At 55.8% G+C, this 26209-nt stretch carries 26 protein-coding genes; 20 read left to right on the plus strand and 6 right to left on the minus strand.

Annotated features, from left to right (window positions below; all coding sequences use genetic code 11):
* Positions 1-81: 81 nt before the first annotated feature.
* The 12 genes from murC (at position 82) to AC0KVQ_RS01930 (ending at position 12331) form a co-directional block, all read left to right on the plus strand.
* Positions 82-1470 (plus strand): UDP-N-acetylmuramate--L-alanine ligase, encoded by a 1389-nt coding sequence (gene murC / locus AC0KVQ_RS01875; RefSeq protein ID WP_473419407.1) that lies wholly within the window; start codon positions 82-84, stop codon positions 1468-1470.
* Positions 1467-2387, plus strand: coding sequence for a D-alanine--D-alanine ligase (locus AC0KVQ_RS01880; protein ID WP_473419408.1), 921 nt, complete (start codon positions 1467-1469; stop codon positions 2385-2387). The genes murC and AC0KVQ_RS01880 overlap by 4 nt, the downstream gene beginning before the upstream one ends.
* A gap of 156 nt (positions 2388-2543) precedes the next feature.
* Positions 2544-3308 carry a cell division protein FtsQ/DivIB gene (locus tag AC0KVQ_RS01885; protein ID WP_473419409.1) on the plus strand — a complete coding sequence of 255 codons (765 nt, stop codon included), beginning with the start codon at positions 2544-2546 and terminating at the stop codon, positions 3306-3308.
* A gap of 47 nt (positions 3309-3355) precedes the next feature.
* Positions 3356-4588: a cell division protein FtsA gene (ftsA, locus tag AC0KVQ_RS01890; RefSeq protein WP_473419410.1), complete on the plus strand. Its 1233-nt coding sequence runs from the start codon at positions 3356-3358 to the stop codon at positions 4586-4588.
* Positions 4589-4668: 80 nt separating this feature from the next.
* Positions 4669-5844, plus strand: a complete 1176-nt coding sequence (ftsZ, locus tag AC0KVQ_RS01895) for a cell division protein FtsZ (protein WP_473419411.1) — start codon at positions 4669-4671, stop codon at positions 5842-5844.
* Positions 5845-5979: 135 nt separating this feature from the next.
* The gene (gene lpxC / locus AC0KVQ_RS01900; RefSeq protein ID WP_473419412.1) at positions 5980-6894 is read left to right on the plus strand and encodes a UDP-3-O-acyl-N-acetylglucosamine deacetylase; all 915 of its coding nucleotides are present in this window, start codon (positions 5980-5982) and stop codon (positions 6892-6894) included.
* 10 nt (positions 6895-6904) lie between these two features.
* On the plus strand, positions 6905-7090 hold the full coding sequence (locus tag AC0KVQ_RS01905) for a hypothetical protein (RefSeq protein ID WP_473419413.1): 186 nt from the start codon (positions 6905-6907) through the stop codon (positions 7088-7090).
* A 1-nt stretch (position 7091) separates the two neighbouring features.
* The gene (locus AC0KVQ_RS01910; protein WP_473419414.1) at positions 7092-7814 is read left to right on the plus strand and encodes a 16S rRNA (uracil(1498)-N(3))-methyltransferase; all 723 of its coding nucleotides are present in this window, start codon (positions 7092-7094) and stop codon (positions 7812-7814) included.
* Between the two features lie 140 nt (positions 7815-7954).
* Positions 7955-9700, plus strand: coding sequence for a lipid A export permease/ATP-binding protein MsbA (gene msbA / locus AC0KVQ_RS01915; RefSeq protein ID WP_473419415.1), 1746 nt, complete (start codon positions 7955-7957; stop codon positions 9698-9700).
* Positions 9693-10457 (plus strand): glycosyltransferase family 2 protein, encoded by a 765-nt coding sequence (locus AC0KVQ_RS01920; protein ID WP_473419416.1) that lies wholly within the window; start codon positions 9693-9695, stop codon positions 10455-10457. Before msbA ends, AC0KVQ_RS01920 begins: the two co-directional genes overlap by 8 nt.
* A 59-nt stretch (positions 10458-10516) precedes the next feature.
* Positions 10517-11344 (plus strand): glycosyltransferase family 2 protein, encoded by an 828-nt coding sequence (locus AC0KVQ_RS01925; protein ID WP_473419417.1) that lies wholly within the window; start codon positions 10517-10519, stop codon positions 11342-11344.
* A gap of 39 nt (positions 11345-11383) precedes the next feature.
* Positions 11384-12331: a glycosyltransferase family 2 protein gene (locus AC0KVQ_RS01930; RefSeq protein ID WP_473419418.1), complete on the plus strand. Its 948-nt coding sequence runs from the start codon at positions 11384-11386 to the stop codon at positions 12329-12331.
* 234 nt (positions 12332-12565) lie between these two features.
* Here AC0KVQ_RS01930 and AC0KVQ_RS01935 read toward each other — a convergent pair whose 3' ends face one another.
* A complete protein-coding gene (locus AC0KVQ_RS01935) occupies positions 12566-13567 on the minus strand; it encodes a glycosyltransferase family 2 protein (RefSeq protein WP_473419419.1) in 1002 nt (333 codons plus the stop codon).
* Between the two features lie 87 nt (positions 13568-13654).
* Positions 13655-14716: a putative lipopolysaccharide heptosyltransferase III gene (gene rfaQ, locus AC0KVQ_RS01940; RefSeq protein WP_473419420.1), complete on the minus strand. Its 1062-nt coding sequence runs from the start codon at positions 14714-14716 to the stop codon at positions 13655-13657.
* A gap of 201 nt (positions 14717-14917) precedes the next feature.
* Here rfaQ and metX point away from each other — a divergent pair, with 201 nt between their 5' ends.
* Positions 14918-16057: a homoserine O-succinyltransferase MetX gene (gene metX, locus AC0KVQ_RS01945; protein WP_473419547.1), complete on the plus strand. Its 1140-nt coding sequence runs from the start codon at positions 14918-14920 to the stop codon at positions 16055-16057.
* Positions 16054-16641, plus strand: coding sequence for a methionine biosynthesis protein MetW (metW, locus tag AC0KVQ_RS01950; RefSeq protein WP_473419421.1), 588 nt, complete (start codon positions 16054-16056; stop codon positions 16639-16641). The genes metX and metW overlap by 4 nt, the downstream gene beginning before the upstream one ends.
* 60 nt (positions 16642-16701) lie before the next feature.
* Here the strand turns inward: metW and AC0KVQ_RS01955 are convergent, their stop codons facing one another.
* Positions 16702-16953, minus strand: a complete 252-nt coding sequence (locus tag AC0KVQ_RS01955; protein ID WP_473419422.1) for a YfhL family 4Fe-4S dicluster ferredoxin — start codon at positions 16951-16953, stop codon at positions 16702-16704.
* A 91-nt stretch (positions 16954-17044) separates the two neighbouring features.
* Positions 17045-17602, minus strand: coding sequence for a 16S rRNA (guanine(966)-N(2))-methyltransferase RsmD (gene rsmD, locus AC0KVQ_RS01960; protein WP_473419423.1), 558 nt, complete (start codon positions 17600-17602; stop codon positions 17045-17047).
* Positions 17603-17668: 66 nt separating this feature from the next.
* On the opposite strand from rsmD, the gene ftsY reads away from it, so the two are divergent.
* The 5 genes from ftsY to rpoH all read left to right on the plus strand — a co-directional run bounded on the left by ftsY (position 17669) and on the right by rpoH (position 21859).
* Entirely contained in the window at positions 17669-18676 is a 1008-nt protein-coding gene (gene ftsY / locus AC0KVQ_RS01965; RefSeq protein ID WP_473419424.1) for a signal recognition particle-docking protein FtsY, read from the plus strand.
* The gene (locus tag AC0KVQ_RS01970) at positions 18673-19233 is read left to right on the plus strand and encodes a GNAT family N-acetyltransferase (protein WP_473419425.1); all 561 of its coding nucleotides are present in this window, start codon (positions 18673-18675) and stop codon (positions 19231-19233) included. Before ftsY ends, AC0KVQ_RS01970 begins: the two co-directional genes overlap by 4 nt.
* Positions 19234-19246: 13 nt before the next feature.
* Positions 19247-19900, plus strand: coding sequence for a cell division ATP-binding protein FtsE (gene ftsE / locus AC0KVQ_RS01975; protein ID WP_473419426.1), 654 nt, complete (start codon positions 19247-19249; stop codon positions 19898-19900).
* Positions 19901-19910: 10 nt separating this feature from the next.
* Positions 19911-20813, plus strand: a complete 903-nt coding sequence (ftsX, locus tag AC0KVQ_RS01980) for a permease-like cell division protein FtsX (RefSeq protein WP_473419427.1) — start codon at positions 19911-19913, stop codon at positions 20811-20813.
* 185 nt (positions 20814-20998) lie between these two features.
* A complete protein-coding gene (gene rpoH / locus AC0KVQ_RS01985; RefSeq protein WP_473419428.1) occupies positions 20999-21859 on the plus strand; it encodes an RNA polymerase sigma factor RpoH in 861 nt (286 codons plus the stop codon).
* 70 nt (positions 21860-21929) lie between these two features.
* Here the strand turns inward: rpoH and AC0KVQ_RS01990 are convergent, their stop codons facing one another.
* Complete coding sequence (locus AC0KVQ_RS01990) at positions 21930-23150, minus strand: multifunctional CCA addition/repair protein (RefSeq protein WP_473419429.1); 1221 nt, start codon at positions 23148-23150, stop codon at positions 21930-21932.
* Positions 23151-23239: 89 nt separating this feature from the next.
* Here AC0KVQ_RS01990 and cysK point away from each other — a divergent pair, with 89 nt between their 5' ends.
* A complete protein-coding gene (gene cysK / locus AC0KVQ_RS01995) occupies positions 23240-24172 on the plus strand; it encodes a cysteine synthase A (protein WP_473419430.1) in 933 nt (310 codons plus the stop codon).
* Between the two features lie 151 nt (positions 24173-24323).
* On the opposite strand, the gene AC0KVQ_RS02000 is transcribed toward cysK, so the two are convergent.
* Positions 24324-26198 (minus strand): type IV pilus assembly protein FimV, encoded by a 1875-nt coding sequence (locus AC0KVQ_RS02000; RefSeq protein ID WP_473419431.1) that lies wholly within the window; start codon positions 26196-26198, stop codon positions 24324-24326.
* Positions 26199-26209: the final 11 nt, after the last annotated feature.

The raw sequence follows: 26209 nt of genomic DNA on the forward strand, positions 1-26209 counted from the left end.
CCAGTGAACGTGTGAACAAGTGAGAAATGTCTGCCAGACACGTTCACTTGTTCACTTGTTCACGCCTTCACCGGAAAAAAGATGAAACACAAAGTCAAACATATTCATTTTGTCGGGATCGGCGGCGTCGGCATGAGCGGTATTGCCGAGGTGCTGCTGAATCTTGGCTTTGAAGTCAGCGGTTCCGATCTGGGCAGCAATGCGACGACCCAGCGACTGGCCGCGGCTGGTGCGCATGTCGCAGTGGGGCATGCGGCCGAGCATATTGCTGCAGCCGATGTGGTGGTGATTTCGAGCGCTGTGAAAGCCGATAACCCGGAAGTGCTGGCCGCGCGCGCGAAGAAAATCCCGGTGGTGCCACGCGCCCAGATGCTGGCAGAACTGATGCGCTTCAAGCAGGGTATTGCGATTGCCGGTACGCATGGCAAGACCACGACGACCAGCCTGACCGCGAGCATTCTCGAAGCCGCCGGGCTGGATCCAACCTTCGTGATCGGCGGCAAGCTGCATGCCGCTGGTTCAAATGCCCGTCTGGGCAGTGGCGAATTCCTGGTGGCTGAAGCTGACGAATCGGATGCCTCGTTTCTGCTGCTGTCGCCAATCGTTTCCGTGGTCACGAATATTGATGCCGATCACATGGATACCTATGGCCATGATTTCGAAAGGCTCAAGGGGGCCTTTGTCGAGTTTCTGCAGCACCTGCCGTTCTATGGCCGGGCGGTCCTGTGCATCGACGATCCGCATGTGCGTGCCATTCTGCCTCAGGTGACATCACCGGTGACAACCTACGGCGTGAGCGAGGATGCAATGCTGCGCGCCGAAAACATCCGGGCCGAAGGCGGGCGCATGCTGTTCGATGCCGTATGGGACAACGGTGAGCAAAAACGCATTGCCATCACGCTCAATACCCCCGGGCATCACAACGTACTCAATGCCCTGGCTGCCATCGCGGTCGGGCTCGAAGTCGGCGCCAGCGATAGCGCGATCCAGCAGGCATTGGCCGAATTTGCCGGCGTTGGTCGCCGCTTCCAGCGCTATGGCGAAGTGGCCTTGCCGGCAGGCGGCAGCCTCACGCTGGTGGATGATTATGGCCATCACCCGGTCGAAATGGCGGCTACGCTCGCTGCTGCCAGGGGAGCGTTTCCCGGTCGCCGCCTGTTGCTGGCATTCCAGCCGCATCGCTATACCCGCACGCGCGATTGCTTCGAGGATTTCGTGAAAGTGCTTTCCACTGTCGATGGCCTCTTGCTGGCGGAAGTCTATGCCGCAGGCGAAGCGCCGATCGTGGCGGCAGATGGCCGTTCGCTGGCGCGTGCCGTGCGTGTGACCGGCAAGGTGGAGCCGATATTTGTCGAGGATATTGCCAGCATGCCCCAAGCCATTCTGGCTGCGGCGCAGGATGGCGATGTGGTGTTGACGATGGGAGCAGGCTCGATCGGTGCTGTTCCGGGAAAGTTGGTGCAAGCATGACCAAGCAATACGGCAAGGTTGCAGTCCTGATGGGTGGCACGTCATCCGAGCGCGAAATTTCGCTGATGAGTGGTGCTGGTGTGCTGGAAGCGCTCACGTCGCGCGGGGTGGATGCCCACCGCTTCGATCCGGCAGAAAAACCGCTGCAGGCACTCAAGGATGAAGGTTTCGACCGCGTGTTCCTGATCCTGCATGGCCCGTTCGGCGAGGACGGCACGGTGCAGGGTGCACTGGAGGTGCTTGGCATTCCTTATACCGGCTGCGGCGTAATGGCTTCGGCCATCGGCATGGACAAACTGCGCACCAAGCTGGTGTGGAAGGCACTGGATCTGCCTATTCCCGATTTTGTGTTGCTGCATGCAGACAGTAACTGGAATGCCGTGGTGGAACGCCTGGGCCTGCCCTTGTTCGTCAAGCCGGCGTGCGAAGGCTCCAGCGTCGGTGTCATCAAGGTCAAGACGGTTGCCGAGCTTGCTGCTGCCTATGCCGAGGCCAGCAAGTTCGACGATGTGGTGCTGGCCGAACAGTTTATCGGTGGTGGCGAATACACCGCAGCCGTGCTTGATGGCGTGGTGCTGCCGGCTATCAAGATCGAACCGGCAACCGAATTCTACGACTTCGATGCCAAGTATTTCCGCGATGACACAGTGTATCGCTGCCCGTGCGGCCTGCCTGCCGAACTGGAAGCGCAGATTGCCGTTTATGTGAAAAAAGCGTTCTGGGCGATCGGGGGCAGAAGCTGGGGACGGGTGGATTTCCTGATGGATACCGCCGGCAAGCCCTATCTGCTGGAAGTGAATACCGCTCCAGGCATGACTAGCCACAGCCTGTTCCCGATGGCCGCCCGCCAGCGTGGCATGAGCTACGAGGACCTGGTGCTGCGGATTCTGGATACGACGCTCGGTAGTGAGGGGTAAGCGTGAGTGTTTTTTCCTCTCGGGTGCGCGTTATGAGCGGCTTGCAGGCAAGGAGTCAGCAGCACAGCGACCGGAATGGACAAGTAGTCCATGAGGATCGCGAGCAGCGCCCGATGCCGCATGCAGGACGCGCAATAGCGCAGGCGGGAGGAAAAAATGTGGGATAAGCCGCAACTGCTGACTTGGCTCGCCAACCTGCTCACCGGCCTGGCCTTGCTGTTGTTGTTTTATGCAGTGCTGTTTCTGGCGGTTCATTCGCCGCTGTTTCCGATCCGGCGAGTCGCTGTGGAAGGAAACCTCAGCCACATCACCCAGCAGCAGTTGCAGTACGTGGTGAAGAACGAACTGAAGGGAACATTTTTTACGCTCGATCTGGACAAGACGCGCCATGCCTTTGAAAAGCTGCCGTGGATCCGGCGGGTTGAGGTGCGGCGGTACTGGCCGGATCGGCTGGAAGTGAATATCGAAGAGCATGTTGCCGTGGCGCGCTGGGGAAACTTGGCACTGCTCAATAGTTATGGCGAGCGTTTTGATGCGGCCAGCAGCGAACCCCTGCCGACACTGGAAGGCCCGGAGGGTACGGAGAAGACGCTGGTTGAGGGTTATCGCCAGTTTCGCGAGGTGCTGGCACCGCTGGGGCGGCAACCGACCCATGTCTGGTTGTCCGATCGTCGCGCGTGGCGGCTGGAGCTGGACAAGCTGTTGACGGTTGAAATCGGGCGGGATGATACGGTCGAACGCTTGCGCCGGTTTGTGACGGCCTACCCGAATTCGCTCGCACGGCTGGATCAGTCATTCGAGTATGTGGATTTGCGCTATCCGAACGGTTTTGCCGTGCGGATTCCAGGATTCAATCCTGCTGATAACAAGGCAGTACGGCCCGGCGCAGGGGCCGGGAAAACGGCCAGGGCACCGGCCTGACGGATTAACGTGATGCAAGAGATCAAAAAAATGAAAGGGGTAAGCCTGTGACCAAGGACAGCAAAAACCTCGTAGTCGGGCTGGATATCGGCACCTCCAAGGTGGTGGTGGTGGTGGCCGAAATCCAGGAAGACGACAGCCTGAACGTGATCGGGCTGGGGAGCGCACCATCGCGTGGTCTCAAGCGCGGCATGGTGGTCGATATCGAAAAGACCGTGCTGGCCATCCAGACCGCGCTTGGCGATGCCGAGTTGATGGCCGACTGCAAGATCAACGAAGTGATCGCGGGAATTGCCGGCAGTCATGTCAAGGGCATGAACTCGGACGGCATGGTGGCGATCAAGGACCGCGAAGTGACCCAGGCCGATATCGATCGGGTTCTGGAAACGGCGCGCGCCGTGCAGATTCCTGCCGACCATGAAGTGCTGCATGTCATTCCGCAGGAGTTCGTGATCGATGGCCAAGAAGGCGTGAAAGAGCCGCTCGGCATGTCCGGCGTGCGTCTGGAAGTGCGCGTGCATATCGTGTCCGGTGCGGTTTCTGCGGTGCAGAACGTGACCAAGTGCGTGCGTCGCTGCGGACTGGAAATATCCGAGGTGGTGTTGCAGCCACTGGCATCTGCCAATGCCGTGCTGACCGAGGACGAAAAGGAACTCGGCGTGTGCCTGATCGATATCGGTGGCGGCACCACTGACATCGCCATCTTTGCCGGTGGTTCGATCCGCTATACCGCCGTCATCCCGGTCGCAGGCGACCAGATCACCAACGATATCGCCATGGCGCTGCGTACGCCGACAGCAGAAGCCGAAGCGATCAAGATCCAGCATGGTGTGGGGTTGCGCCATCTGACCGATCCGCAGCAGATGATCGAAGTGCCGGGCGTGGGCGAACGCGGATCTCGCAGCATGAGCCGGCATACGCTGGCCGAAGTGATCGAACCTCGCGTGGAAGAGCTTTACAACCTGGCACTGGCCGAAGTGCGTCGCTCGGGCTGGGCCGATCGTTTGTCCAGTGGCGTGGTGATTACGGGTGGTGCAGCCACCATGCCGGGCATGGTCGAGCTGGGCGAGGAAATCTTCCACCAGCCGGTGCGCCTTGGCTTGCCCCGCTATGTCGGCGGCTTGGCCGAGGTGGTGAAGAATCCGCGTTACTCGTCTGCGGTCGGCTTGTTGCTGCTGGCACGCGAGCAGGTCATCAAGAATCCGACGACCCGCAGCAAGCAGGGTGGTGTGAGCGATATTTTGGGCAAGGTTAAATCCTGGTTCCAGAACAATTTCTGAGGAATGCGCTGGGCGCACTCCTCATTTAATAGTGTTTATTCGGGCAACTTGTTTTTACGGGCAAAAGAGGAGAAATGAAAATGGGACTTTCCATTGAACTGCATGAAGTGGCACACCATGTGAACATCAAGGTGATTGGCGTGGGCGGTGCTGGCTGCAATGCCATCAACAACATGATCCAGCATACCCTGCAAGGCGTGCAGTTCATTGCAGCCAATACCGATGCGCAGGTGCTCAAGCATTCCGGCGCCAGCGATGTGATTCAGTTGGGATCCGAGCTGACTCGCGGGTTTGGTGCTGGCTGCGATCCGCAAATCGGCCGCCAGGCTGCGGAAGAAGACCGTGAACGTATCTCCGAATTGATCGATGGTGCTGACCTGCTGTTCATCACTGCCGGCATGGGTGGTGGCACTGGTACCGGTGCAGCGCCGGTGATCGCGCAGGTAGCGCGTGAAAAAGGCATTTTCAGCATCGGTGTGGTGACCAAGCCGGGCCTGGACGAAGGTTCGCGCCAGAAAGTGGCACAAGGCGGCATCGATGAGCTGGCCAGCTATGTCGATTCGATGATTGTGGTTTCCAACGAGAAGCTGGAAGAAGTGCTGGGCGATGATGTGACGCTGGACGAAGCTTTCCGTGCGGCCGACGACGTACTGCGCAGCGCTGTGGCATCCATCGTGGAAGTGATCCAGTATCCCGGCTTCATTAACGTCGACTTTGCCGACGTGAAGAAGGTGATGGAAGAGAAGGGCATGGCCATGATGGGTTCGGCCTATGCTGCCGGTGAAGGCCGTGCCCTGCGCGCGACCGAAGAAGCCATCAGCTGCCCGCTGCTCGACAATATCAACTTCAAGGGGGCACGAGGCGTTTTGCTCAATATCAGCGCAAGTAAAGCAACGCTGCGCAAGAGCGAAATCCGCCATTCGCTGGAGCTTGTGCAATCGCATGTGGCCGAAGATGCTATGGTCAAGTACGGCGTGGTGTATGACGAAGATCTGGGCGACCAGATCCGAGTGACGGTGATCGCCACCGGCCTGGGTTCGCGCGAAGCGACCAAGCCGCAGCTGACCGTGCTGCAAGGCCAGCAACTGCGTACCGGTACCGATAATCTGTCCGGCGTGAATCCGGAGGATTACGACAAGCCGGCAATCTGGCGCAATAACCGCCGCAGTGCATCGGCCAGCAACAGCGAAGCCCGTCCGGTATTGAATAATATCGATATGGACATTCCGGCATTCCTGCGTCGTCAGGCTGACTGAGCGGCCGGTCTGGCGGAGTTGAATCAGCGGGCGCTGCCTTATTGGCATCGCCTATGATCCGGATTGTCACGATCAATCCAGCCTCTTGCCCGTGGCTGGTAAAATGATGGCATTCACCGGAAAGAGATAGCGATCATGTATCTGCAACGCACGCTGAAATCAACGATCCGCGCCACCGGCGTCGGGCTGCACTCGGGCGAGAAGGTTACGCTCGTGCTCAAGCCCGCGCCGGAAAATACCGGAATTGTTTTTCACCGGGTCGATTTGCCCGAATCGGCCCCATTCCGGGTAGAACCTTCGCAAGTGAACGATACGCGTCTCTCCTCGACGCTGGTTCACAATGGTGTGCGTGTCGGCACCATCGAGCATCTGATGTCTGCCTTTGCCGGGCTCGGCCTCGACAATGTGATTGTCGAGGTCGATGCTCCGGAAATGCCGATCATGGATGGCTCGGCCGCACCGTTCATTTATCTGCTGCAATCTGCCGGCATCATTGACCAATCCGCGCCCAAGCGTTTCGTGCGCGTGCTGAAATCCGTTGAAGCCAAGGATGGCGACAAATGGGTGAAGCTGGAGCCGCACGAAGGCTACAAGGTAGCCTTGACCATCGATTTCCAGCATCCGGCTTTTCGCAAATCTTCGCGCCTGATCGAAATCGATTTCGCCAGACAAAATTACATCAGCGAAATCGCCCGGGCGCGTACCTTCGGCTTTATCCAGGAAGTGGAATTCCTGCGCGCCAACGGCCTGGCGCGCGGCGGTACCATGGACAATGCCGTGGTGATCGATGAATACCGCGTACTCAACCCCGGCGGGCTGCGTTTCGAGGACGAGTTCGTTCGGCACAAGGTACTTGATGCCATCGGCGACCTCTATATTCTTGGATATCCGCTGATTGCTGCATTCAGTGGCTATAAGTCCGGCCATGCCCTGAACAACAAGTTGCTGCGTACCCTGCTGGCTGACGAGACCGCATGGGAATATGTGACTTTCGAGGATCGCGCAGCGGTGCCGACCTCGTTTCATGATCTGCCACCGCTGACTATCTGAGGGAACGGCGATGTTCATCGTCATTCGCATCCTGTTTGTGCTGCTGGTGCTGGGTTTTGCCTGGGCTGGTTACAAATATCTCAAGACCCGCGATACCTGGTGGTTGCGGGTGATGCGCTGGCTGTTCAACATCGTCATCATCATTCTGCTGATCATCATGATTGGTCTGTTTGCCGAGCGAATTTTCTGGAACTGACATGCCCCGTTTCTATGTCGATCTGCCGCTCTACAGCGGCGCGCAACTGGAGTTGCCGGAAGGACCTGCACGCCATGTGCAAGTACTGCGTCTGCAGCCGGGTGATGCCATTACGCTGTTCAACGGATTCGGTGGCGAGTATGCCGCTACCGTTCGCCAGATGGGCAAGCGCAATGTTGCGGTTGAAGTTGGCGTGCATGATCCGGTCGAGCGCGAATCGCCGCTGCAGCTGACCATCGTGCAGGCGGTATCGGCTTCCGAGCGTATGGATTACACCATCCAGAAATGTGCCGAGCTGGGTGTGACCACCATTCAGCCGGTGATTTCCGAATATTGTCAGCAGCGCTATGCCGGCGAACGGGCAGAAAAGCGGCTGGAACACTGGCGCGGCGTGGCGATCAGTGCATGCGAGCAGTGTGGCCGCACCCGCGTACCAACGATCCAGCCGATTCAGCGCTTTGAAGATTTTATGGCCGATGTACCGGCTGCTGACCTGAAACTGCTGTTGTCTCCGGATGGGGCAATCCGCCACCATGATCTGCCGGCCATCGCTGTCAGTGCTTTAGCGTTGATCGGCCCGGAAGGCGGCTTCTCGGCGCAGGAGGAGCAGGCTGCCATTGCTGCGGGCTTTACTCCCTTGATACTGGGGCCGCGCGTCTACCGTACCGAAACCGTTGCGCCGGTGATCGCCGCATTGCTGCAATCCCGCTATGGGGATTGGTAGATCGGCGTAGTACCTGCCTTGCCCTTGCCTGTATGGGCGCCTGCCCGGCAAATGTTATAAATCGTCAAAATCGGCAGCCGGGCGCCGTGATGGATAAGCCTCCCGTATAATCTTGGCCAGTTATCTTTTCTGGCCAGATCATGACAAGCCGTACCCTGTATTTCCGAGTCCTGAGTTACTTCCGCCCACATGCCACCATCGCGGTGATTGCCTTGGTCTGTACGGCTGTCGCGGGGGGGGTAGATGCCCTGATGGTGCGCATGCTCAAGGATCTGGTTGATGGTTTTGCCGCCCTGCAGCAGGGAGCACAACCGCTCTACTACATGCCGGCGATTTTCTTCGGGCTGGCCATTGTGCGCATGATCACCAACTATGGCAGTGATTATCTGGGCACCTGGTTGACCAGCCGCGTCCAGCAGCGGGTGCGGCTGGATGCATTTTCCCGTTTGATGCGCATGCCTGTGCGCTTCTATGATCAATCCTCAACCGGCGTATTGCTCTCGCGCATAACCTTCGATACCAGCCAGATGCTGGAAGCCGGCCTGAACGTACTGACCACGGTGATCAAGGATGGCTGCTTGGCAATCGGTTTGCTGGCCACCATGTTCTGGACCGACTGGAGGCTTTCCCTGTTCTGCATCGGTGTGATTCCGGGCGTGGCGATTTCCATCCAGCTGGTTGGCAAACGCCAGCGTCGCCTGGCCCGCGAAACCCAGGATACGATGGGAGAAATGAACCGCATCCTGGATGAAAGCCTTTCCGGACCGCGTATCGTCAAGATTTTTGGCGGGCAAAATTATGAAGTCAACCGCTTTGATGTCGCCAACAATCGGGTGCGTCGCTTGCTGATCAAGCGGGCAGCCTCCAGCAGTATCAATTCCGGCGTCACCCTGTTTCTGATTGCAATTGCAATTGCCGCGATTGTCTACTTTGCCGGCATGCGCGCGCAGGCGGGCGATCTGACTGCCGGTGCATTTATTTCCTTCATGGGCTCCATGCTGCTGTTGCAGCAACCCGTCAAGAGCCTGGCGCGCGTCAATGAACAACTGCACCGCGGTCTGGCTGCAGCAGAAACCGTGTTTGCCATGATGGATCAGCCGATTGAAGATGAAACTGGCAGCATCGAAACCAAGCGGGTAAATGGGCAGATCGAATACCGCAATGTGTTGTTCCGCTATGGTGAGAACAGCGAACGCAAGGCGCTGGATGGTATCAATCTGAATATTGCGCCGGGCGAAACCGTCGCCTTGGTCGGCCCTTCCGGTGGTGGAAAATCCACACTGGTGAACCTTCTGCCCCGCTTTTATGAACCCAGTGCGGGTCAGATCATGCTCGATGGTGTGCCATTGACGGCCTATCGCTTGGAATGCCTGCGCCGGCAGATTGCTTTGGTCAGCCAGGACGTGGTGTTGTTCAACGATACGGTTGCCGCCAATATTGCCTACGGTGCCGGCGAGATCGATATGGAAAAAGTGCGCGCTGCGGCTGAAGCCGCGCATGCGATCGGCTTTATCGAACAGATGCCCAACGGGTTCGAAGAAGAGCTGGGTGAAAACGGCGTGCGGCTATCCGGTGGTCAGCGGCAACGTCTGGCCATCGCCCGCGCACTGTACAAGGATGCGCCGATCCTGATCCTGGACGAGGCAACCAGTGCGCTGGATACCGAATCCGAACGGCAGGTGCAGGCGGCCCTGGATGTTCTGATGCAAGGACGCACTACATTGGTCATCGCGCATCGGCTTTCCACCATCGAGAATGCCGACCGGATCGTGGTGCTGCAGCACGGGAAAATTGTTGAAACAGGCAGCCATGCAGAATTGCTGGCACGCAATGGCCTGTATACCCGCATGCATGCCGTGCAATTTGCAGAGGCAGGTCATGAATAACCCCGATCGCATTGAATCGCTCAGCGTCATTCTTATTACAAAGAATGCAGCACGCTATCTGGATGAATGTCTGCGGTCTGTAGCTTGGGCTGGCCAGATTGTTGTTGTCGATTCGGGCAGTACGGATGCCACGCTCGAAATTGCCAGCAAGCATGGCGCCGAAATTGTAAAAACAGAGGACTGGCCAGGCTTTGGGCCACAAAAAAATCGTGCACTGGATAGAGCCACTGGGGAATGGGTGCTATCGATTGACGCGGATGAAGTGGTGACACCGGAGCTGGCAACAGCCATCCGTGCAGCCATCAGCAACCCTGACCAGGATGCCTGGGAAATTTCGCGCCTGTCTTCCTTCTGTGGCCAGTGGATTCACCATTCCGGCTGGCAGCCTGACTGGATTGTCCGGCTGTTCCGCCGTGGCCGTGCCAGATTTTCCGATCACCTTGTCCATGAAAGCATTCTGGTGCCATCAGCCAGCATTGGCCGGCTGAGCGGTAAATTGCTGCATTATTCATATACCGATTTTGAAGAGGTCCTGGCCAAGGCCAACCACTATTCTTCACTGGCTGCTGCAATGCGGCTGGACCGGGGAGAAAAAGGCGGGCTGACCAAGGCTTTGGCAAAAGGATTCTGGACATTTTTCCGAACCTATATTCTGCGTGCCGGTTTTATGGATGGCCGGATGGGCTTGGTGCTGGCGATATACAATGCAGAAACGACCTATTATCGCTATCTGAAAATCATGCTTGGCCGAAATTGATTTCTTGATTTTCGCCAATCAAATATTTACCAATTAAAGTTCTTCCAGAATGCATCTCTATGACAAAACATGACTACGCCATTACCTTTGCCTGTTATAACCAGATCGAATATACCAAGCAATGCATAGATAGCCTGGTAAAGACCGGCGTGGACCTCGCCCGGGTCATTGCCGTGGATAATGGATCTGTTGACGGGACCCAGGATTATCTGAAATCCCTGCCCTTGGGAGAAGTGATCCTCAATCAGGGTAATCTGGGGTGTGGTGTTGCCTGGAATCAGGGCGCACTGGCGCTGCAGGCGGAATGGACCATTGTCATGAACAATGATGTGGTGTGTACGCAGGGCTGGTTGGATGGGCTGATCGACACCGCAGAGCAGCATGGTTTGAAAGTGATATCACCAGCGATGGTAGAAGGTCCGCTCGATTATGATCTGGATGTATTCACCGTCGATGCCTTGAAGCGAGTGGGAAGTGTACTGCGGCCAGGCCGCCCACATGCCGTATGCATGGCCATACACAAGTCTGTCTGGATGGACGTCGGCTATTTCCTTGCCATCCCGCGGTTATTCGGACTGGAAGATGCCGTTTTCTTCAAGCAGTTGAAGGAAGCACAAGTACCAACCGCCACCACAGGAGCATCGTGGCTGCATCATTATGGGTCCGTTACCCAGTCTGCCATGAAAGCCGAACAGCGCTTATCTGCCAAAGCGGGGCTGGGAGACAAAGAGCTTTACCGTCAATTGATGGGACGTTCGTGGTTGCAACGGAAGCTGGATCGTCTGTCCAGAAAAAAACGCGAAGATCAGGATAGGCGAGCTGAATTAAGTGCGTGCGGAATGACACTCTTGGGTCAGCGCAAAGATGGTAATTTTATTTGGCGCTGATATGGATCAGCCCGAATTTTTAGGTTTTTGAGTGGTTTTATGCCAAAAGTAAGTATTCTTATCCCGACGTATAATTATGCGCGCTTTATTTCTGAGGCGCTGGATTCAATATTACTCCAAACATATCAAGATTTTGAGGTGATTATCAGTGATGATGCATCGACCGATAATACTCAAGAAGTTGTTGCGCCTTACCTGGTCAAGGATTCCAGAATCAAGTATGTTCGGCATGAAAATAATCTTGGTATGGTGCAAAACTGGAACTGGACTTTAAAGCAGGCGGATGGCGAGTACGTCCATTTTTTGTTTGCGGATGATAAATTTCTGGATGTCACGGCCCTGTCGCAATTCGTGGATGCTTTGGATAGAAATCCGCATGTGTCCATAGTGGCCTCAGCAAGATATGCAATTGATTTAAACTCAATTCCTGTTGGTGTGCTTGATGGTATAGGGCGTGATGGCGTAATTTCTGGTGATGATGTTGTCAGGGTATGTTTAATTAAAGATCAAAATCTTGTTGGAGAGCCTTCTGTTTCTATGTTTAGAAAGGCCTTGGCTATACGAGGCTTTGATGAGACGTATCGACAGTTGGTCGATCTTGAGATGTGGTTTTATTTGTGTTCGATTGGTTGCCTTTTTTATATAAATAAACCTTTATGTGGTTTTCGGTGCCATCCCGATCAGCAGACTGCTATAAATAACAAGTCCGGAAGAACCTATGGTGAGGGTATGAGAATATTTCGGGATTATTTTTCTCTGGCTTGGGGTGGTGGATGTTATAGGTTCGGTTTTTATATGGCTATTTTTGTTCGTAGAAAAAATATTAAGAAAAAAATTTCTTCAGATCCTGAGTTGAAATTCCATTTAAATTTTTTAGATGAAAATTTACCTCTTGGGTGGCTATTTTTTTGTTGGGCTTGGTATAGAGTGTGTCGCCCTTTTTATAATTTAAAAAGGTCCGTCTTGAAGAGAATTAATGTGATTTAATTGGTGATGGATGGGCTTTGTCCCGGTTTTTTTGGTCATAGAGGTAAGTGGTATTTCCAGTCGGCTGCTAAAGTTATTCTGGGCGTTCTTGATGGAGTCCGAGGGGCTTGATTTGGTGTTTCAAGTCCTTGTGTAATAATTGTTCGTAGTTTTTCCAACAGGCCCCCTGTTTGATTTTTCTGTGCTTGATTCAAGTTGTGTCTTGCAAAATGCAAGCAGAGAATGTGGATTCTGTTAGGTTTTTTTTGTGATTTTTGCTAATCTTTTATTGATTGTGTTTCTTGTTTTTAATTTTTTCCTTTTATAGAAGGATATAAATCTTTCTATTACTTGTGATGTGATGCTTTGGTCTTTTGTTTTCCAGTAATTTATTGATAGTGTTTCAAAGTTAGAAATTAAATTGTAAATTACTGATGCGTTACTTCTTGAGTCAAAGTATCTTATTTTTATGTCCGTGTTTAGTTTGTCCTCTGTGGTTATTTCTGTTAATTCTTCGATGTTTTTGACTGAGTATGCCCGATTGATGTAGTCGTTAAAGTTGATATTTCCTTTTTTTTCCTTTATGTGGTTATATTCTGTGCGCCAGTGTATTGCCATGGGGCTTGGTTCATTTAAGAAGTTTTTATTTCTGATAAGCATGGCCTGCGAGCCAATAATTATCTTGTTTAGGTAGTGTGTGATGCCTCTGTATGGGAAGTGCGCTACCCATATGTCTGATGGTTTTTCTTTTTTCTTAAAAGGCCCCTGCCATAGGTGGTGGTTGCCTTGCTCTAATGTGTAATTGGTGAAGTCGTTTTTATCGTGATGAAAAAAAACTTTGCCTGCGACGTTTTTTTCTATGAATCGTCGGGTCATGGAAGATGTTATATCTGCGCTTATTTCGTTGGTGGTGACCGCATAGTCATAACGCTCTAGATGATAAGTGTCGCCTGGTTGGCTTCCCTCTAGAAATTCTGTATTGTTAATTACGATTAATTCGTCGGCGTCTAGTGCGAAAAATAAATCAAATTCTTGTAATTTGGATATTTTACGATATGCATTTGTGGTTATTTCTGATTGCAGGTGTGCGAGGGTTTTGTCTTCCCATAGCGTAATTTTTAGCCCTTCTTTTATGAGAAGGTTGATTATTTCTCTGGTCCCGTCACTGGAGTTGTTGTCTGTAATGTAGAGGTGGTCAATAAATTTCAAATTGTGCCGGATAAATGTCTCGATGATATCCTCTTCATTCTTTACCATTGAAAAGCCAACGCAAATTTTATTTCTGATCATGATGGATGTGTGGTTTATATTTGTTTAATGGTTTGACTTGTATGGGTCGCGTTTTTATTTCTTGTAAAGCATTAGCTTATCTAGTACGTGTTGGCTATCAATGTTTTTCAAATATCTTTCGGAGGTTGTGGCATCCACTTCCCACGGCGCAATCAGCGGCCCATAGTCTGCAGCACTTACAATAATCGCCTTGTCTGACCACGGCCGCCAGGTTTCGATAATCGTTGGACCAAATAGCGCTACTGTGGGCGTTTGCAGGGCTGCGGCCATATGCATCGGCACAGAATCGACACCGATGAACAGTTTGGCTTTGGCGATGGCGGCTGCCAGTGCCGGCAGGGTAAGTTGACCGGCCAAAGAAGTGATGTTTGTGTGATTGGCGAGCTGCATGATGTTTTTTACCATGGCCAATTCGCGCTCATCTGGCGCTGCGGTCAGAACAATCTTGTGGCCCTGGTTGGCCAAGTGGGCAACCACTTCGGCAAAGCGTTCGTCCTCCCAGCATTTGTAAAACCAGCGAGATCCCGGATGCACCAGAATATAGTCGTCACCCACTCCTGCATCCTGTAGCTTTCGCATGGCCAGCACCTGATCCGCCTGCGTAAAAGCCATTTGGCAGCGCACGGCAGCGGGCAAAACGCGCACGCCTAGTGCTTCCAGTTGGCTCAGGTTCTGCATGATCCGGTGACCTTTGTCGGGAATGGGTAGCCTGATTGGGAAGGCTAGGCGCCAGACCGGATTATCCCGTTTCGGATAGGAATAGCTGACGCGCACAGGAGCACGGCTTGCCAGTGCCGCCCAGGCACCGGGCCAGCGTTCATTCAAGTGCAGCACCCAATCATAGCGGCGCTGGTATATGCGCTTTAACAGTTTCAGGTTGGCCATCAGGCGCGCAAGCCCCCGTCCCGCTTCTTTGCTGCGCGGGAGGTGCCAAATATGGCTTAAATCCGGATGCGCTTTGATCATGGGCGCAGTTTCTGCAAAAACCAGTACGTCTACTTCCACTCCGGGGAATTGTTCTTTCAATGCTGAAAACATCGGCGTGGTCAATAAGACATCGCCATGATGCTGGAGTTGAATGATCAAGACTCGGCGTGGTGCGGAAGGCTTTTGCATGGTTGTCCGTTAAGGTTATTGCAGGCGCAATAGTACTATTGATACTGGCGCTGGGCCACGCCCGCTATCGCGGTATAATCGATTCTCTCTAGCCGGTTAACCCAGTATCTTTTCAGACCGCATGACCCGGTTTGTTTGTGGATCAAGCAGGCGGACTGGCTCGCCTGATCCGGAATCCTACAAGTGAGTGAAATGTCAGAATTGCCCTCTTCCAACAGTGTCGGCATCGTCACCCCCAAAAAAGCCGTTTTCGAGCAGCCGATCACGCTGGCCTGCGGCGTGACCTTGCCGCGCTATGAACTGGTCTACGAGACCTACGGCACGCTCAATGCCGATAAATCCAATGCCATCTTGATCTGCCATGCCTTGTCTGGCCACCATCATGTGGCGGGCAAGTACAGCGAAACCGACAAGGCCGCAGGCTGGTGGGACAACATGATCGGGCCGGGCAAGCCGATCGATACCAACCGCTTCTTCGTAATCGGCTTGAATAATCTGGGGGGCTGCCACGGTTCTACCGGGCCTTCCACCATCAATCCGGAAACCGGCAAGCCGTTCGGCTCCACTTTCCCGCTGGTGCTGGTGCGTGATTGGGTGGAAACGCAGGCGCGTTTGGCCGATTTGTTGGGTATCGAGAAATTTGCCGCAATTGTCGGCGGCAGTCTGGGTGGGATGCAGGCGCTGCGCTGGACGGTTGCACACCCGGATCGGGTACGTCATGCACTGGTTATCGCCGCCGCACCCAAGCTGACCGCGCAAAATATCGCGTTCAACGATGTGGCACGTCAGGCGATTCTGACCGACCCGGAATTCCACGGCGGGGATTATTACGCGCATGACGTGGTGCCGCGCCGGGGACTGCGCCTGGCGCGCATGCTCGGGCATATCACTTATCTGTCCGATGACGGCATGGGCGAGAAGTTTGGCCGGATTCTGCGCTCTGGCGAATACAAATACGGATTCGATGTCGAGTTCGAAATCGAATCCTACCTGCGCTATCAGGGGGACAAGTTCTCGGGCGCGTTTGATGCCAATACCTATCTGCTGATGACCAAGGCGCTGGATTACTTCGATCCGGCGCGCGATTTTGATGGCGATCTTTCCAAGGCGCTGGCCAGAACCGAAGCGGGTTTCCTGATTGTTTCGTTTACCTCGGACTGGCGTTTCTCGCCGTCGCGTTCGCGCGAGATCGTCAAGGCCTTGCTCGATGCCGGCAAGAAGGTGAGCTATGGCGAAATCGAATCGCGCCACGGCCATGATGCTTTCCTGATGGAAGATCCGCCCTATCATGCGCTGATGCGCTCGTACATGAACCGCGTTGCACAGGAGGTGAACGCATGAAGACTTTGCGTCCCGATTTGCAATGTGTGGCGAGCTGGATTCCTGCCGGTGCTCGTGTGCTGGACTTGGGCTGTGGTGATGGCGAGTTGCTGGCGTGGCTGGCGCGAGCCAAGCAGGTCAAGGGTTATGGTGTCGAGATCGATGTCGACAAGGTGATCGCCTGCGTTGGCAATGGTGTTGATGTCATTCAGTCCGATCTGGAATCCGGTTTGGCGACTTTTGAATCAAACAGTTTCGATTTCGTGGTGTTGTCGCTGACAGTGCAGGCCATGCGCAATGTCGAAAGCATCCTCAAGGAGATGTTGCGCGTCGGCAAGACGGGTATCGTAACGTTCCCGAATTTCGGTTACTGGGAAAACCGCTGGCAGTTGCTGCTGGGCCGCATGCCGGTATCCGAGACGATTCCGTACGAGTGGTACAACACGCCGAATATCCACCTGTGTACGCTGGGTGACTTTGATCGCCTGCTGGGCAAGCTCGGTATGCAGATCGAGGAGCAGCAAGTGATGCATCAGGGGGAGAAAGTGGAATTCATGCCGAACCTGCTCGGCAGTCTGGCATTGGTGAAATTCGGCCAGCGCTGATTGGCCGGCTAAAACGAACAAAGCCCGCAGTTGCGGGCTTTGTTTTGGGTGGCGAGGAAATCAGGCTTTGCCGGAGATGATCTTGTACTTGGCCATCAGCTCTTCGCGGCTTTCCTTGTGTGCCGGGTTGAGTGGAATGCAGTCTACCGGGCAGACCTGCTGGCATTGCGGTTCATCGTAGTGGCCCACGCATTCGGTGCACAGATCCGGGTTGATTTCATAGATTTCTTCGCCTTGCGAAATGGCGCCGTTCGGGCATTCCGGTTCGCAAACGTCGCAGTTGATGCATTCGTCGGTAATCATCAGGGCCATGGCGGCAATTCCTTAGCAATTAACTCGGGTATTTGGTTTGGCGAGGATTTTCCCATGATTGCACGCACAATATCAAGCGTAAGCATGTCACCTATTGTGCGGTTTCCGACCGGCGCAGCAAGCCATAGTGAACCTGGCCAGCCTTGCCTTCCTTGATGATTTCCCAGCCATCCAGCGCCGGCCAATGGGCGCATTCGGCGTAGACCAGCGCATCGGCATTCAATATGCGCGGCATGTGCTGCAGCGCCTGGGCCAGCAGATCGGATGCGAAAGGCGGATCAAGAAAAACCAGATCAAAGTGTTCACTCGTTTGCGCCAGAAAACGCATGGCATCGCTCCAGACGATTTCCAGGTTGCTTGCCTGCAACGTGGTTTGGTTGGCGCGTAGTGCCTCGAGCGCCGGTTTTGCGGTTTCCACGGCCATGACTTTGCGTGCGTTGCGCGATGCCGCTTCAAATGCCAGTGCTCCGCTGCCGGCGAACAGATCCAGGCAGGTCATGCCGGTACAATCCTGACCCAGCCAGTTGAATAGTGTTTCCCGTACCCGGTCGGGCGTGGGGCGCAGGCCGTCGATTTGCGGAAAACGCAACAATCGGCGTTTCCACTCGCCGCCAATAATGCGAACCTGATTCTTGTGCTGTGCCGACATGCCTGCTCCGCGTTAAAATCCCGTTAATTCCACATTTTAGCCTCTGCGCGCTGGAACCTTTCAAGCATGTTCAATCTGTTTCGCAAGAAATCCGAAGAAAACCCATCCACAACTGCGGCTGACACCACCGCGCCGGTACCTGAAGCAGCAACTGAAGCTGCTGCCGGATTAAGCTGGGCGCAACGCCTCAAAGCCAGCCTAGCCAAAACACGTGACAAGCTGGGCAAGAATCTGGCTGGCCTGTTCGGGGGCGGCAAGATCGATGACGATCTGTACGAAGAGCTGGAAACTGTCCTGCTGACGGCCGACATGGGTGTGGACGCTACGCTGCATCTGTTGGGCGACGTGCGCGAGCGCGTATCGTTGGGCGGGCTCAAGGATGCTTCCGAGCTGCGCGGTGCCTTGCGCGATTCGCTCAATGATCTGATCCAGCCGCTGGAGGTGCCGCTGGAAGTTGGCAGCCATCGCCCCTTCATCCTGATGGTGGCCGGGGTCAATGGTGCGGGCAAGACCACCAGCATCGGCAAACTGGCCAAATATTTTCAGAGCCAGGGCAAAAGTGTGTTGCTGGCGGCGGGCGATACTTTCCGTGCCGCCGCGCGCGAACAACTGGTGATCTGGGGCGAGCGCAACGGCGTACAGGTGATTGCGCAGGAATCGGGGGATTCGGCCTCCGTTGCCTTCGATGCGGTCAATGCTGCCAAGGCACGCGGTGTGGATGTGGTGATTGTCGATACGGCTGGCCGCCTGCCGACCCAGTTGCACCTGATGGAAGAAATCAGGAAAGTGAAACGCGTGGTGCAAAAGGCTGATCCGAGCGGTCCGCACGAGATCATGCTGGTGCTCGATGCCAATACCGGCCAGAACGCACTGGCGCAGGTCAAAGCCTTTGATGATGCGCTGGGCTTGACTGGATTGATCCTGACCAAGCTGGATGGAACGGCCAAGGGCGGTGTGATCGCCGCGATTGCCAAGCAGCGGCCGGTGCCGTTGCGCTTTATCGGTATTGGCGAAGGCATCGATGACCTGCGCCCGTTCAAAGCCAGTGATTATGTGGAGGCCCTTTTCGAATGAATACCTTGCCCACGCTGTTGACATCACATCTGGTGCTGCGCCCCCTGCGCAGCGAAGATGCTGCACAGATTGCACAACTGGCCGGCAATATCCAGGTGGCGCGCAATACTCGCCGCATTCCACATCCATACACCGAGGACATGGCGCGCCAGTTCATCGCCGACCAGCGTTCGGCCTTTAACAAGGGCCAGGAATGGACTTGGGCCATATGCCTGAAAGACGGTTTGACCCTGATCGGGTGCGCTGGCGTGCAGTTCGAGGATGAAATGGGTGGTGAACTCGGCTATTGGCTCGGTGAGCCCTATTGGGGCAAAGGGTACGTTACCGAGGCCGCGCGGGCGATCATTGACCATGTATTCAATACCCGTACTTTGTGGGAACTGAATGCCCGCCATCTTTTCAGCAACCCGGCCAGCGGACGTGTGCTGACCAAGCTGGGCTTCCAGGTCGTTGGTTTCAAGCGCGATACCTGCCGCGAGGCCGGACAGGAAGTGTTGCAGCATCGGCTGCTGCGTGCCGCCTGGGTGGCACAGCCACACGGCGAGAGCTTTGCCTGATACAGGGGAAACCATGATCCAGTTCCAGCAAGTTTCCAAGCGTTATCGCGGCGGATTTGATGCGCTGAAGAATCTGTCGTTCGAGATCCAGACCGGTGAGCTGGTGTTTCTGGCCGGGCATTCCGGGGCTGGCAAGTCGACGATTCTGAAGTTGATCGCCGGTATCGAGCGCCCGACCGGAGGGGCGGTGCTGGTAAATGGCCAGAATATCGGCAGCATGCGCCGTGGCTCGATTCCGTACGTGCGGCGCAATATCGGCCTGATCTTCCAGGATCACAAGATCCTGTTTGACCGCAATGTCTACGATAACGTGCGTCTGCCGCTCGATATCATTGGCTATGACAGCCGCGAGGCCAAGCGCCGCGTGCTGGCGGCGCTCGACAAGGTTGGCTTGGCCGGCAAGGAAAAGCTCAATCCGATTGCGCTCTCCGGCGGCGAGCAGCAGCGCCTGTGCATCGCACGCGCGGTGGTGCACCGTCCGGCATTCCTGCTGGCTGACGAGCCGACAGCCAATCTGGACCGCGACTATGCGCACGATATCCTTGAGCTGTTCAAGTCATTCCATCAGGTTGGCGTGACGCTGGTGATCTCGGCGCATGATGAATCGCTGATGGCCGATTACGGCCGCCGTATCCTGCGCCTGAAACATGGCCAGTTCACTGCCTGAAAGGAACAGGATGAAAAACGGATTCCACCAGCACTGGCTGTCATTCAAGCGAACCCTGGCCGGGATGCTGAAGCGTCCTTTGACTTCAGCGCTGAATCTTCTGGTGATCGCCATCGCCGCTGCCGCGCCGCTTGGCGTCTGGCTGGTTGTGGCAAGCCTATCTGGCGTGGTCTCGACTTTGCCGGTCGAGCCGCAAATCACCGTCTTTATGCGCAGCAGTGCAACGCCCGATGAGCTGGCCGCCTTGCGCGATCTGGCTGGCAAGGATGCCAGAATCGCCTCGCACCGCTACGTTCCGAAAGACGATGCGCTCAAGCAGTTGCAACAGTCTTCCGGCATGGGCGATCTGCTGGCGGGCTTGTCGGAAAATCCCTTGCCTGATGCCATCGTACTGACGGCCAGGGATAACCGGGCGGAAACGCTGGAGGCTTTGCAAAAGGAGCTCGCGGTTGTCGCAGGCGTGGAAGAAGTCCAGCTTGATTCGGCCTGGGCGCGACGCCTGGAAAAGCTCGTTGCGCTCGGCCTGGCGATCTTCCAGGCAGTAGTGGCTTTGCTGGCGGTGGCGCTGGTGTTGATCACCGGCAATACCATCCGCATGCAGATCCTGACGCGCCAGGAGGAAATTGAAGTATCCAAGCTGATTGGCGCAACCGATGCATTCATTCGCCGGCCCTTTATGCATTTTGCACTGGCGCACGGTTTGCTGGGTGGTCTCTTGGCGTGCGGCATTGCCTGGTTGGCATTCTGGCGTCTGAATCCGGAGGTACGCGATCTGGCCGAAGCCTATGGCCAGCAATTCCAGTTGATGTTGCCGGGCTGGCTGGAGCTGCTGGTGGTTTGCGGCGCGGTGGCCGCGCTGTGTCTGGCCGGTGCCTGGCTGGCGGTGCGCCAGCATCTGCGTAAGCTACTGTAGTGCCGGGTAGCATGGTCCTGATAGGGCATGCCTATCGTTCGTATTGGAATAATTGCCGTGCATATCACTCAGCGCTATGGTGCAATGGACCTGTGAACTTTATCCATTTTTAGCACTCTCTAGTGGCGAGTGATAAAATGACGCAGCCGTCATTGTGGGCTGTATGACTAAGGAGGTCTGTATTCATGGGAACCGCGCTTGCCCTACCTGTACTGTCTGGTGGTGACAGCATCGAGAGTTATATCCAGCGCGTCAATGCCATCCCGATGCTTACCGCCGAAGAAGAAATCGAACTGGCCGAGCGTTTGCAAGCCCAGGGTGATGTGGATGCTGCACGCCAACTGGTGTTGTCGCACCTGCGCGTGGTGGTGTCTATTGCGCGTGGTTATTCCGGTTATGGCCTGCCGCAGGCTGATCTGATCCAGGAAGGCAATATCGGCCTGATGAAGGCGGTTAAGCGGTTCGAGCCCAATCGGGGTGTGCGCCTGTTTTCCTTTGCAGTGCACTGGATCAAGGCGGAAATTCACGAATACATCCTGCGCAACTGGCGTCTGGTGCGCGTGGCCACAACCAAGGCACAGCGCAAGCTGTTCTTCAACCTGCGCTCGATGAAAACCGGCTTTGCCGCGCTGACCCACAAGGAAGCCCAGCAGATTGCCGATGACCTTGGTGTGAAGCCGGAAGAAGTGCTGGAAATGGAAGTGCGCATGACCGGCCAGGACGTGGCGTTGATGGCTGACGACAACGATGAGGATGGTCATCAGGCACCGATCGATTGGCTGGCCGATCACGATAACGAACCGACCCAGACCTTGCAGCGGCGCGCGTTTGATTTGCTGCAATCAGAAGGCTTGCAGGATGCTCTGGATAGTCTGGATGACCGCAGCCGCCGTATCGTCGAAACGCGTTGGCTGGCCGAGGAGGGCGAAAGCCTGACCTTGCATGATCTGGCTGCAGAATACAATGTTTCCGCCGAGCGCATTCGCCAGATTGAAGTCAAGGCACTGCAAAAAATGAAGCAGACATTGCTCCCGGCAATGGTCTGATCCTGGTTTGATACACCCAAGCCTCACTTGCACATAAAGACGGCGGGCCGATGAGCCCGCCGCGTTGTTTTCAGCCCTTGGCAGACAAATGCATTTGTCTGACAGCGGCCACCCTCGCTGCCAGCACAGCATCGGCAATCCGGCTTTTATCCAGACAGGCACGGGCAATGGCGCCGGCATCAATACTCGCCGCTGTGGCAAGCATGTCGCGCAGATAGGTGGCCTGAGGGTAGCCTGCATTGGCATAACCCTCTCGTCCTTGCGCATCCGCGCGACAGACCTCGACCAGCCAGGCAAAACGCTCCGGCCGGCGCAAGGCATCGCAGCGCAGAAACAGATCGACCAGCGTATCCGGGCGCAATTCGCGCGAGCGATGAATCAGAATGTGTTCACGGCAGGCCATCAGCGCCAGTTCGCGGCAGTCGACCGGTACGCGCAGTCGTTCGCATAGATCCTGAATCGGCTCGTGTCCGCGCTTGTCGTGCCCGATATGACGCGGCAGCAAGTCCGCAGGCGTGAGCGCCTTGCCAAGATCGTGGCACAGCGCGGCAAAGCGTGCCGCCAGCGGCAAATCCAATCGTGCTGCGGCATCAAGCACCAGCAGGGTATGCTTGCCACTGTCGCCTTCCGGGTGGTAATCCAGGCGCTCCGGCACACCGAACAGTGCGTCGATTTCCGGGGCGATGCGTGCCAGTGCGCCACATTCGCGCAAGACTTCGAACATGCGCGCCGGGGTGGCTTCCATCAGCCCGCGGCTGATTTCCTGCCACATGCGTTCGGGCACCAGATGATCCACCTCGCCATTGGCCACCATGGCCCGCATCAGGTTCAGGGTTTCCGGTGCAACCGAGAACGGAAAGCGTGCGGCAAATCGCGCCAGTCGCAGAATGCGCACAGGGTCTTCGACAAAGGCGGGCGATACATGACGGAAAATGCCGGCAGACAGATCGGCACGGCCATTGAAGGGGTCGATCAGTTGGCCATTTTCATCTTCGGCCATGGCGTTGATGGTCAGGTCTCTCCGCAGAAGATCCTCTTCAAGCGTGACTTCCGGGCTGGCATGCACTACAAAGCCTTTGTAGCCCGGTGCCGATTTGCGCTCGGTGCGTGCAAGTGCATATTCCTCATGCGTCTGCGGGTGCAGGAAGACCGGGAAATCCTTGCCGACTGGCTGGAAGCCCCGGGCAAGCATATCTTCGACACGCGCGCCCACCACGACCCAGTCCGTATCCTGGACAGGCAGTCCCAGCAATTTGTCGCGAACCGCGCCGCCGACGCGATATATACGCATTGATCTTTCCATAGTAAAAAATATGATTTATTTGCTGTTTGTTATAACCGATAGAATCGTATCAATCCATTCACTGCAAGGATGCTGCCATGAAAATTGCCAATGATGTTACCGAATTGATCGGTAATACGCCGCTGGTTCGACTCAACCGCATTACCGAAGGGGTCGGAGCGACGATTGTCGCCAAGCTGGAGTATTTCAATCCTTCCCACAGCGTGAAGGACCGGATCGCAGTAGCCATGATCGATGCGGCAGAGGAAGCTGGCTTGATCAACAAGGATACCGTGATTGTCGAGCCAACCTCCGGTAATACCGGTATTGGCCTCGCCATGGTGGCAGCTGCACGCGGCTACAAGCTGGTATTGACCATGCCGGAAACCATGTCAAAAGAGCGCCGCGCGCTGTTGCGTGGTTATGGTGCCGAGCTGGTGCTTACGCCGGGACCGGAAGGCATGGGCGGTGCGATCGCCAAGGCGAAAGCGCTGGTTGAAGCCAATGCCAATTATTTCATGCCGCAACAGTTCGAAAATCCGGCCAACCCGGAAATCCATCGCAAAACGACTGCCGAGGAATTGTGGCGCGATACCGATGGCCAGATCGATATTCTGGTCGCGGGGGTGGGAACCGGCGGCACAATCACCGGTATCGCCGAGGTCATCAAGGCGCGCAAGCCCTCGTTCAAGGCCGTGGCCGTGGAGCCGGATGCCAGCCCGGTGCTGTCCGGCGGCGCCAAGGGCCCGCATCCGATTCAGGGCATTGGTGCCGGCTTTGTACCGGGGGTGCTCAATACCGCCATTTATGACGAAGTGGTGCGCGTCAAAGCGGATGATGCATTTGCCACGGCGCGTGCATTGGCCACACAGGAAGGCATTCTGTCCGGTATTTCTGCCGGTGCCGCCACCTGGGCAGCGCTGGAGTTGGCCAAGCGACCGGAGAATGCCGGCAAGCTGATCGCGGTGATCATTCCCTCCTTTGGCGAGCGCTATCTGTCTACCAAGTTGTTTGAAGGTTTGCTGGACTGAGTATTCTCTCCGGAGTCTGTCGAATTTTGAAAAGCCTTCTTTGTTAAGCCAGCTTCCCCTCAATGAGGGATGGCAGGGGGGATAAAGCAGAAAGGCTGCGAATGAAACATTCGCAGCCTTTTCCTTGCGTGACAACAAAGCAGATTCGGTGTTATTTGACCGGCAAAAGCTTGTCCAGCCATTTGGCGGCAACCAACCGCTGTTCCAGTGTGCCGCGATACAGCAATTCTTCCAGTTGCCGGCAGGCTTCCTCGTGATTCCCGGACAGGACCACTTGAGCAATATTTTGCAGGAGCGGATCTTGCGAGGAGAAGTCGTCAGTGCTGAGCAGTTTGCTGTTGCTGATCGGGCTGGCAGGCAATTCCAGCGACGGAATGTCAAAGTCGAAGATGGGTGTTTCGCTTCGCTTGGGCAAAGCCGGATCGGCAGGTGAGGGGGGCGGAGCTGCTTCATGGGTTTCGTCCGGTAGACGAAATTCCAGCGTGATATCGAGCATTTCATCTGCCGTACGGGTCGATTCACCCGGCGGTATGGTGTTTTCCACCGAGAAAGGCTGGCTGGAAAAAAGAGGTGCCGGAGATGGGTGGGCATCATCGGCTTGGCCCGCATCCTCATGATAGAGCGGGTTTTCCGGATCAAGGATGCGGCCCTGTGCCTGAACCTGTTGCCAGAGTGATTCGCTCACGAATGATTTACGGAAGGTGCGGGCATGCTGTTCGAAGCCATTACTGTCGCCAGCTTCCTGATGGATGGCAAATAGCTTCATCCACAGTGCCAATGCCGTAGGACGCGTAGCGACTTCCTGACTGAGCAGGTCGATGGCTTGCCGGGTCAGTCCGTGCAGTTGCAACAGCTGAACTTCTTCCAGCACGGTTTCCGGGGCGACGACATCCATACTGGCGTCCGCCCATTCATCCTTGCGTACCAGAGGAGTCGCGGATGCGGCGACTGCTGCGGACGGAGATGTGACGATGACGGGTGACGCCGGGGGCGCCTGTGTTACAACTTCTGGTTCGGCCTGGAGGGGCTCATCCAGCAGGTAGGTCTCCTGGCTTTTGGTGGATCTGAATCGACGCGCCAGCAAACCGGCAGGGATCAGCAGCAAACCCAGCAATCCTGGCCATAACCAGTTGATATCCTGCTCTGGCGTTACGGCCTGTTTTTGCACACTGACAGCCTGCGCGGCAACCTGAGATGCTGCCAGCGTCTGCATGGCCAGCAATTGCTTTTCCAGGCGGGCGATGCGGTCTTTCAATTGCAACAGTTGCGCGCTCTGGTCGTCGGTTTCGATCAGCAGCAGCCGTTCGCGAAGCATGGTTTTTTCGCTGTCGGACAGTTGCACGCTGGTGCGCTGGGCATCAAGCGGTGCGGTCGAAAGTTTCAGGCTGAAATCGCTGGGTACCGTTATAGGCACGGCTGGCTTGGCTGAGGCGGGGTTGCGCGGCTTGGCAGGACGTGCTGACTTGGCCGGAGCTGTGCCGCTAACCCCTGAACGACGCACGGATCTGGGTACAGCCGCAGCTTGCGTGGTTGGCGCCGCCGGCGTAGCTGCCACGGTGGCCGTAACGACGGGTATTCCGGCTGGTGCGGCATAATCCTTTGGATCAAGCAACACGCTGTATTCACGGACAAAGCTGCGCGAGCCTTCTTCCGGACAACGCAGACGAATGGCGATTTTCAGCACCGGCTCCTGTTCGATCTCGTCGCCATGAATGCCAATGATCCCGCCCTGGGAGGTTTCACGGTAATCAAGGCGGGCGCGGCGCAAATTGCGAATCTCGGCGCCTTCCTGGGAGGGGATGAGTTGCAGGCAGGCTGGCGAAATACTTGTGCCGTCTGTTTGTTGCACACTGACCGTAGCAGCGAAGCGCTCGCCAAGTGCCGAACTTACCTGGATGGGGCCTAACGTGGCCGCTGCCGCCCCAGCGGAGCAAAGCAGCAAGCTGGCCGCCGATGGCAGCCATTGCGTCAGGGAACGATAAAGCCGGGTATTCCGCCCGGGGAATGCTGAAACAGGGGCCGACAAGGGCTGCTCCG

This window comes from Formivibrio sp. oc-25 (assembly GCF_055810895.1).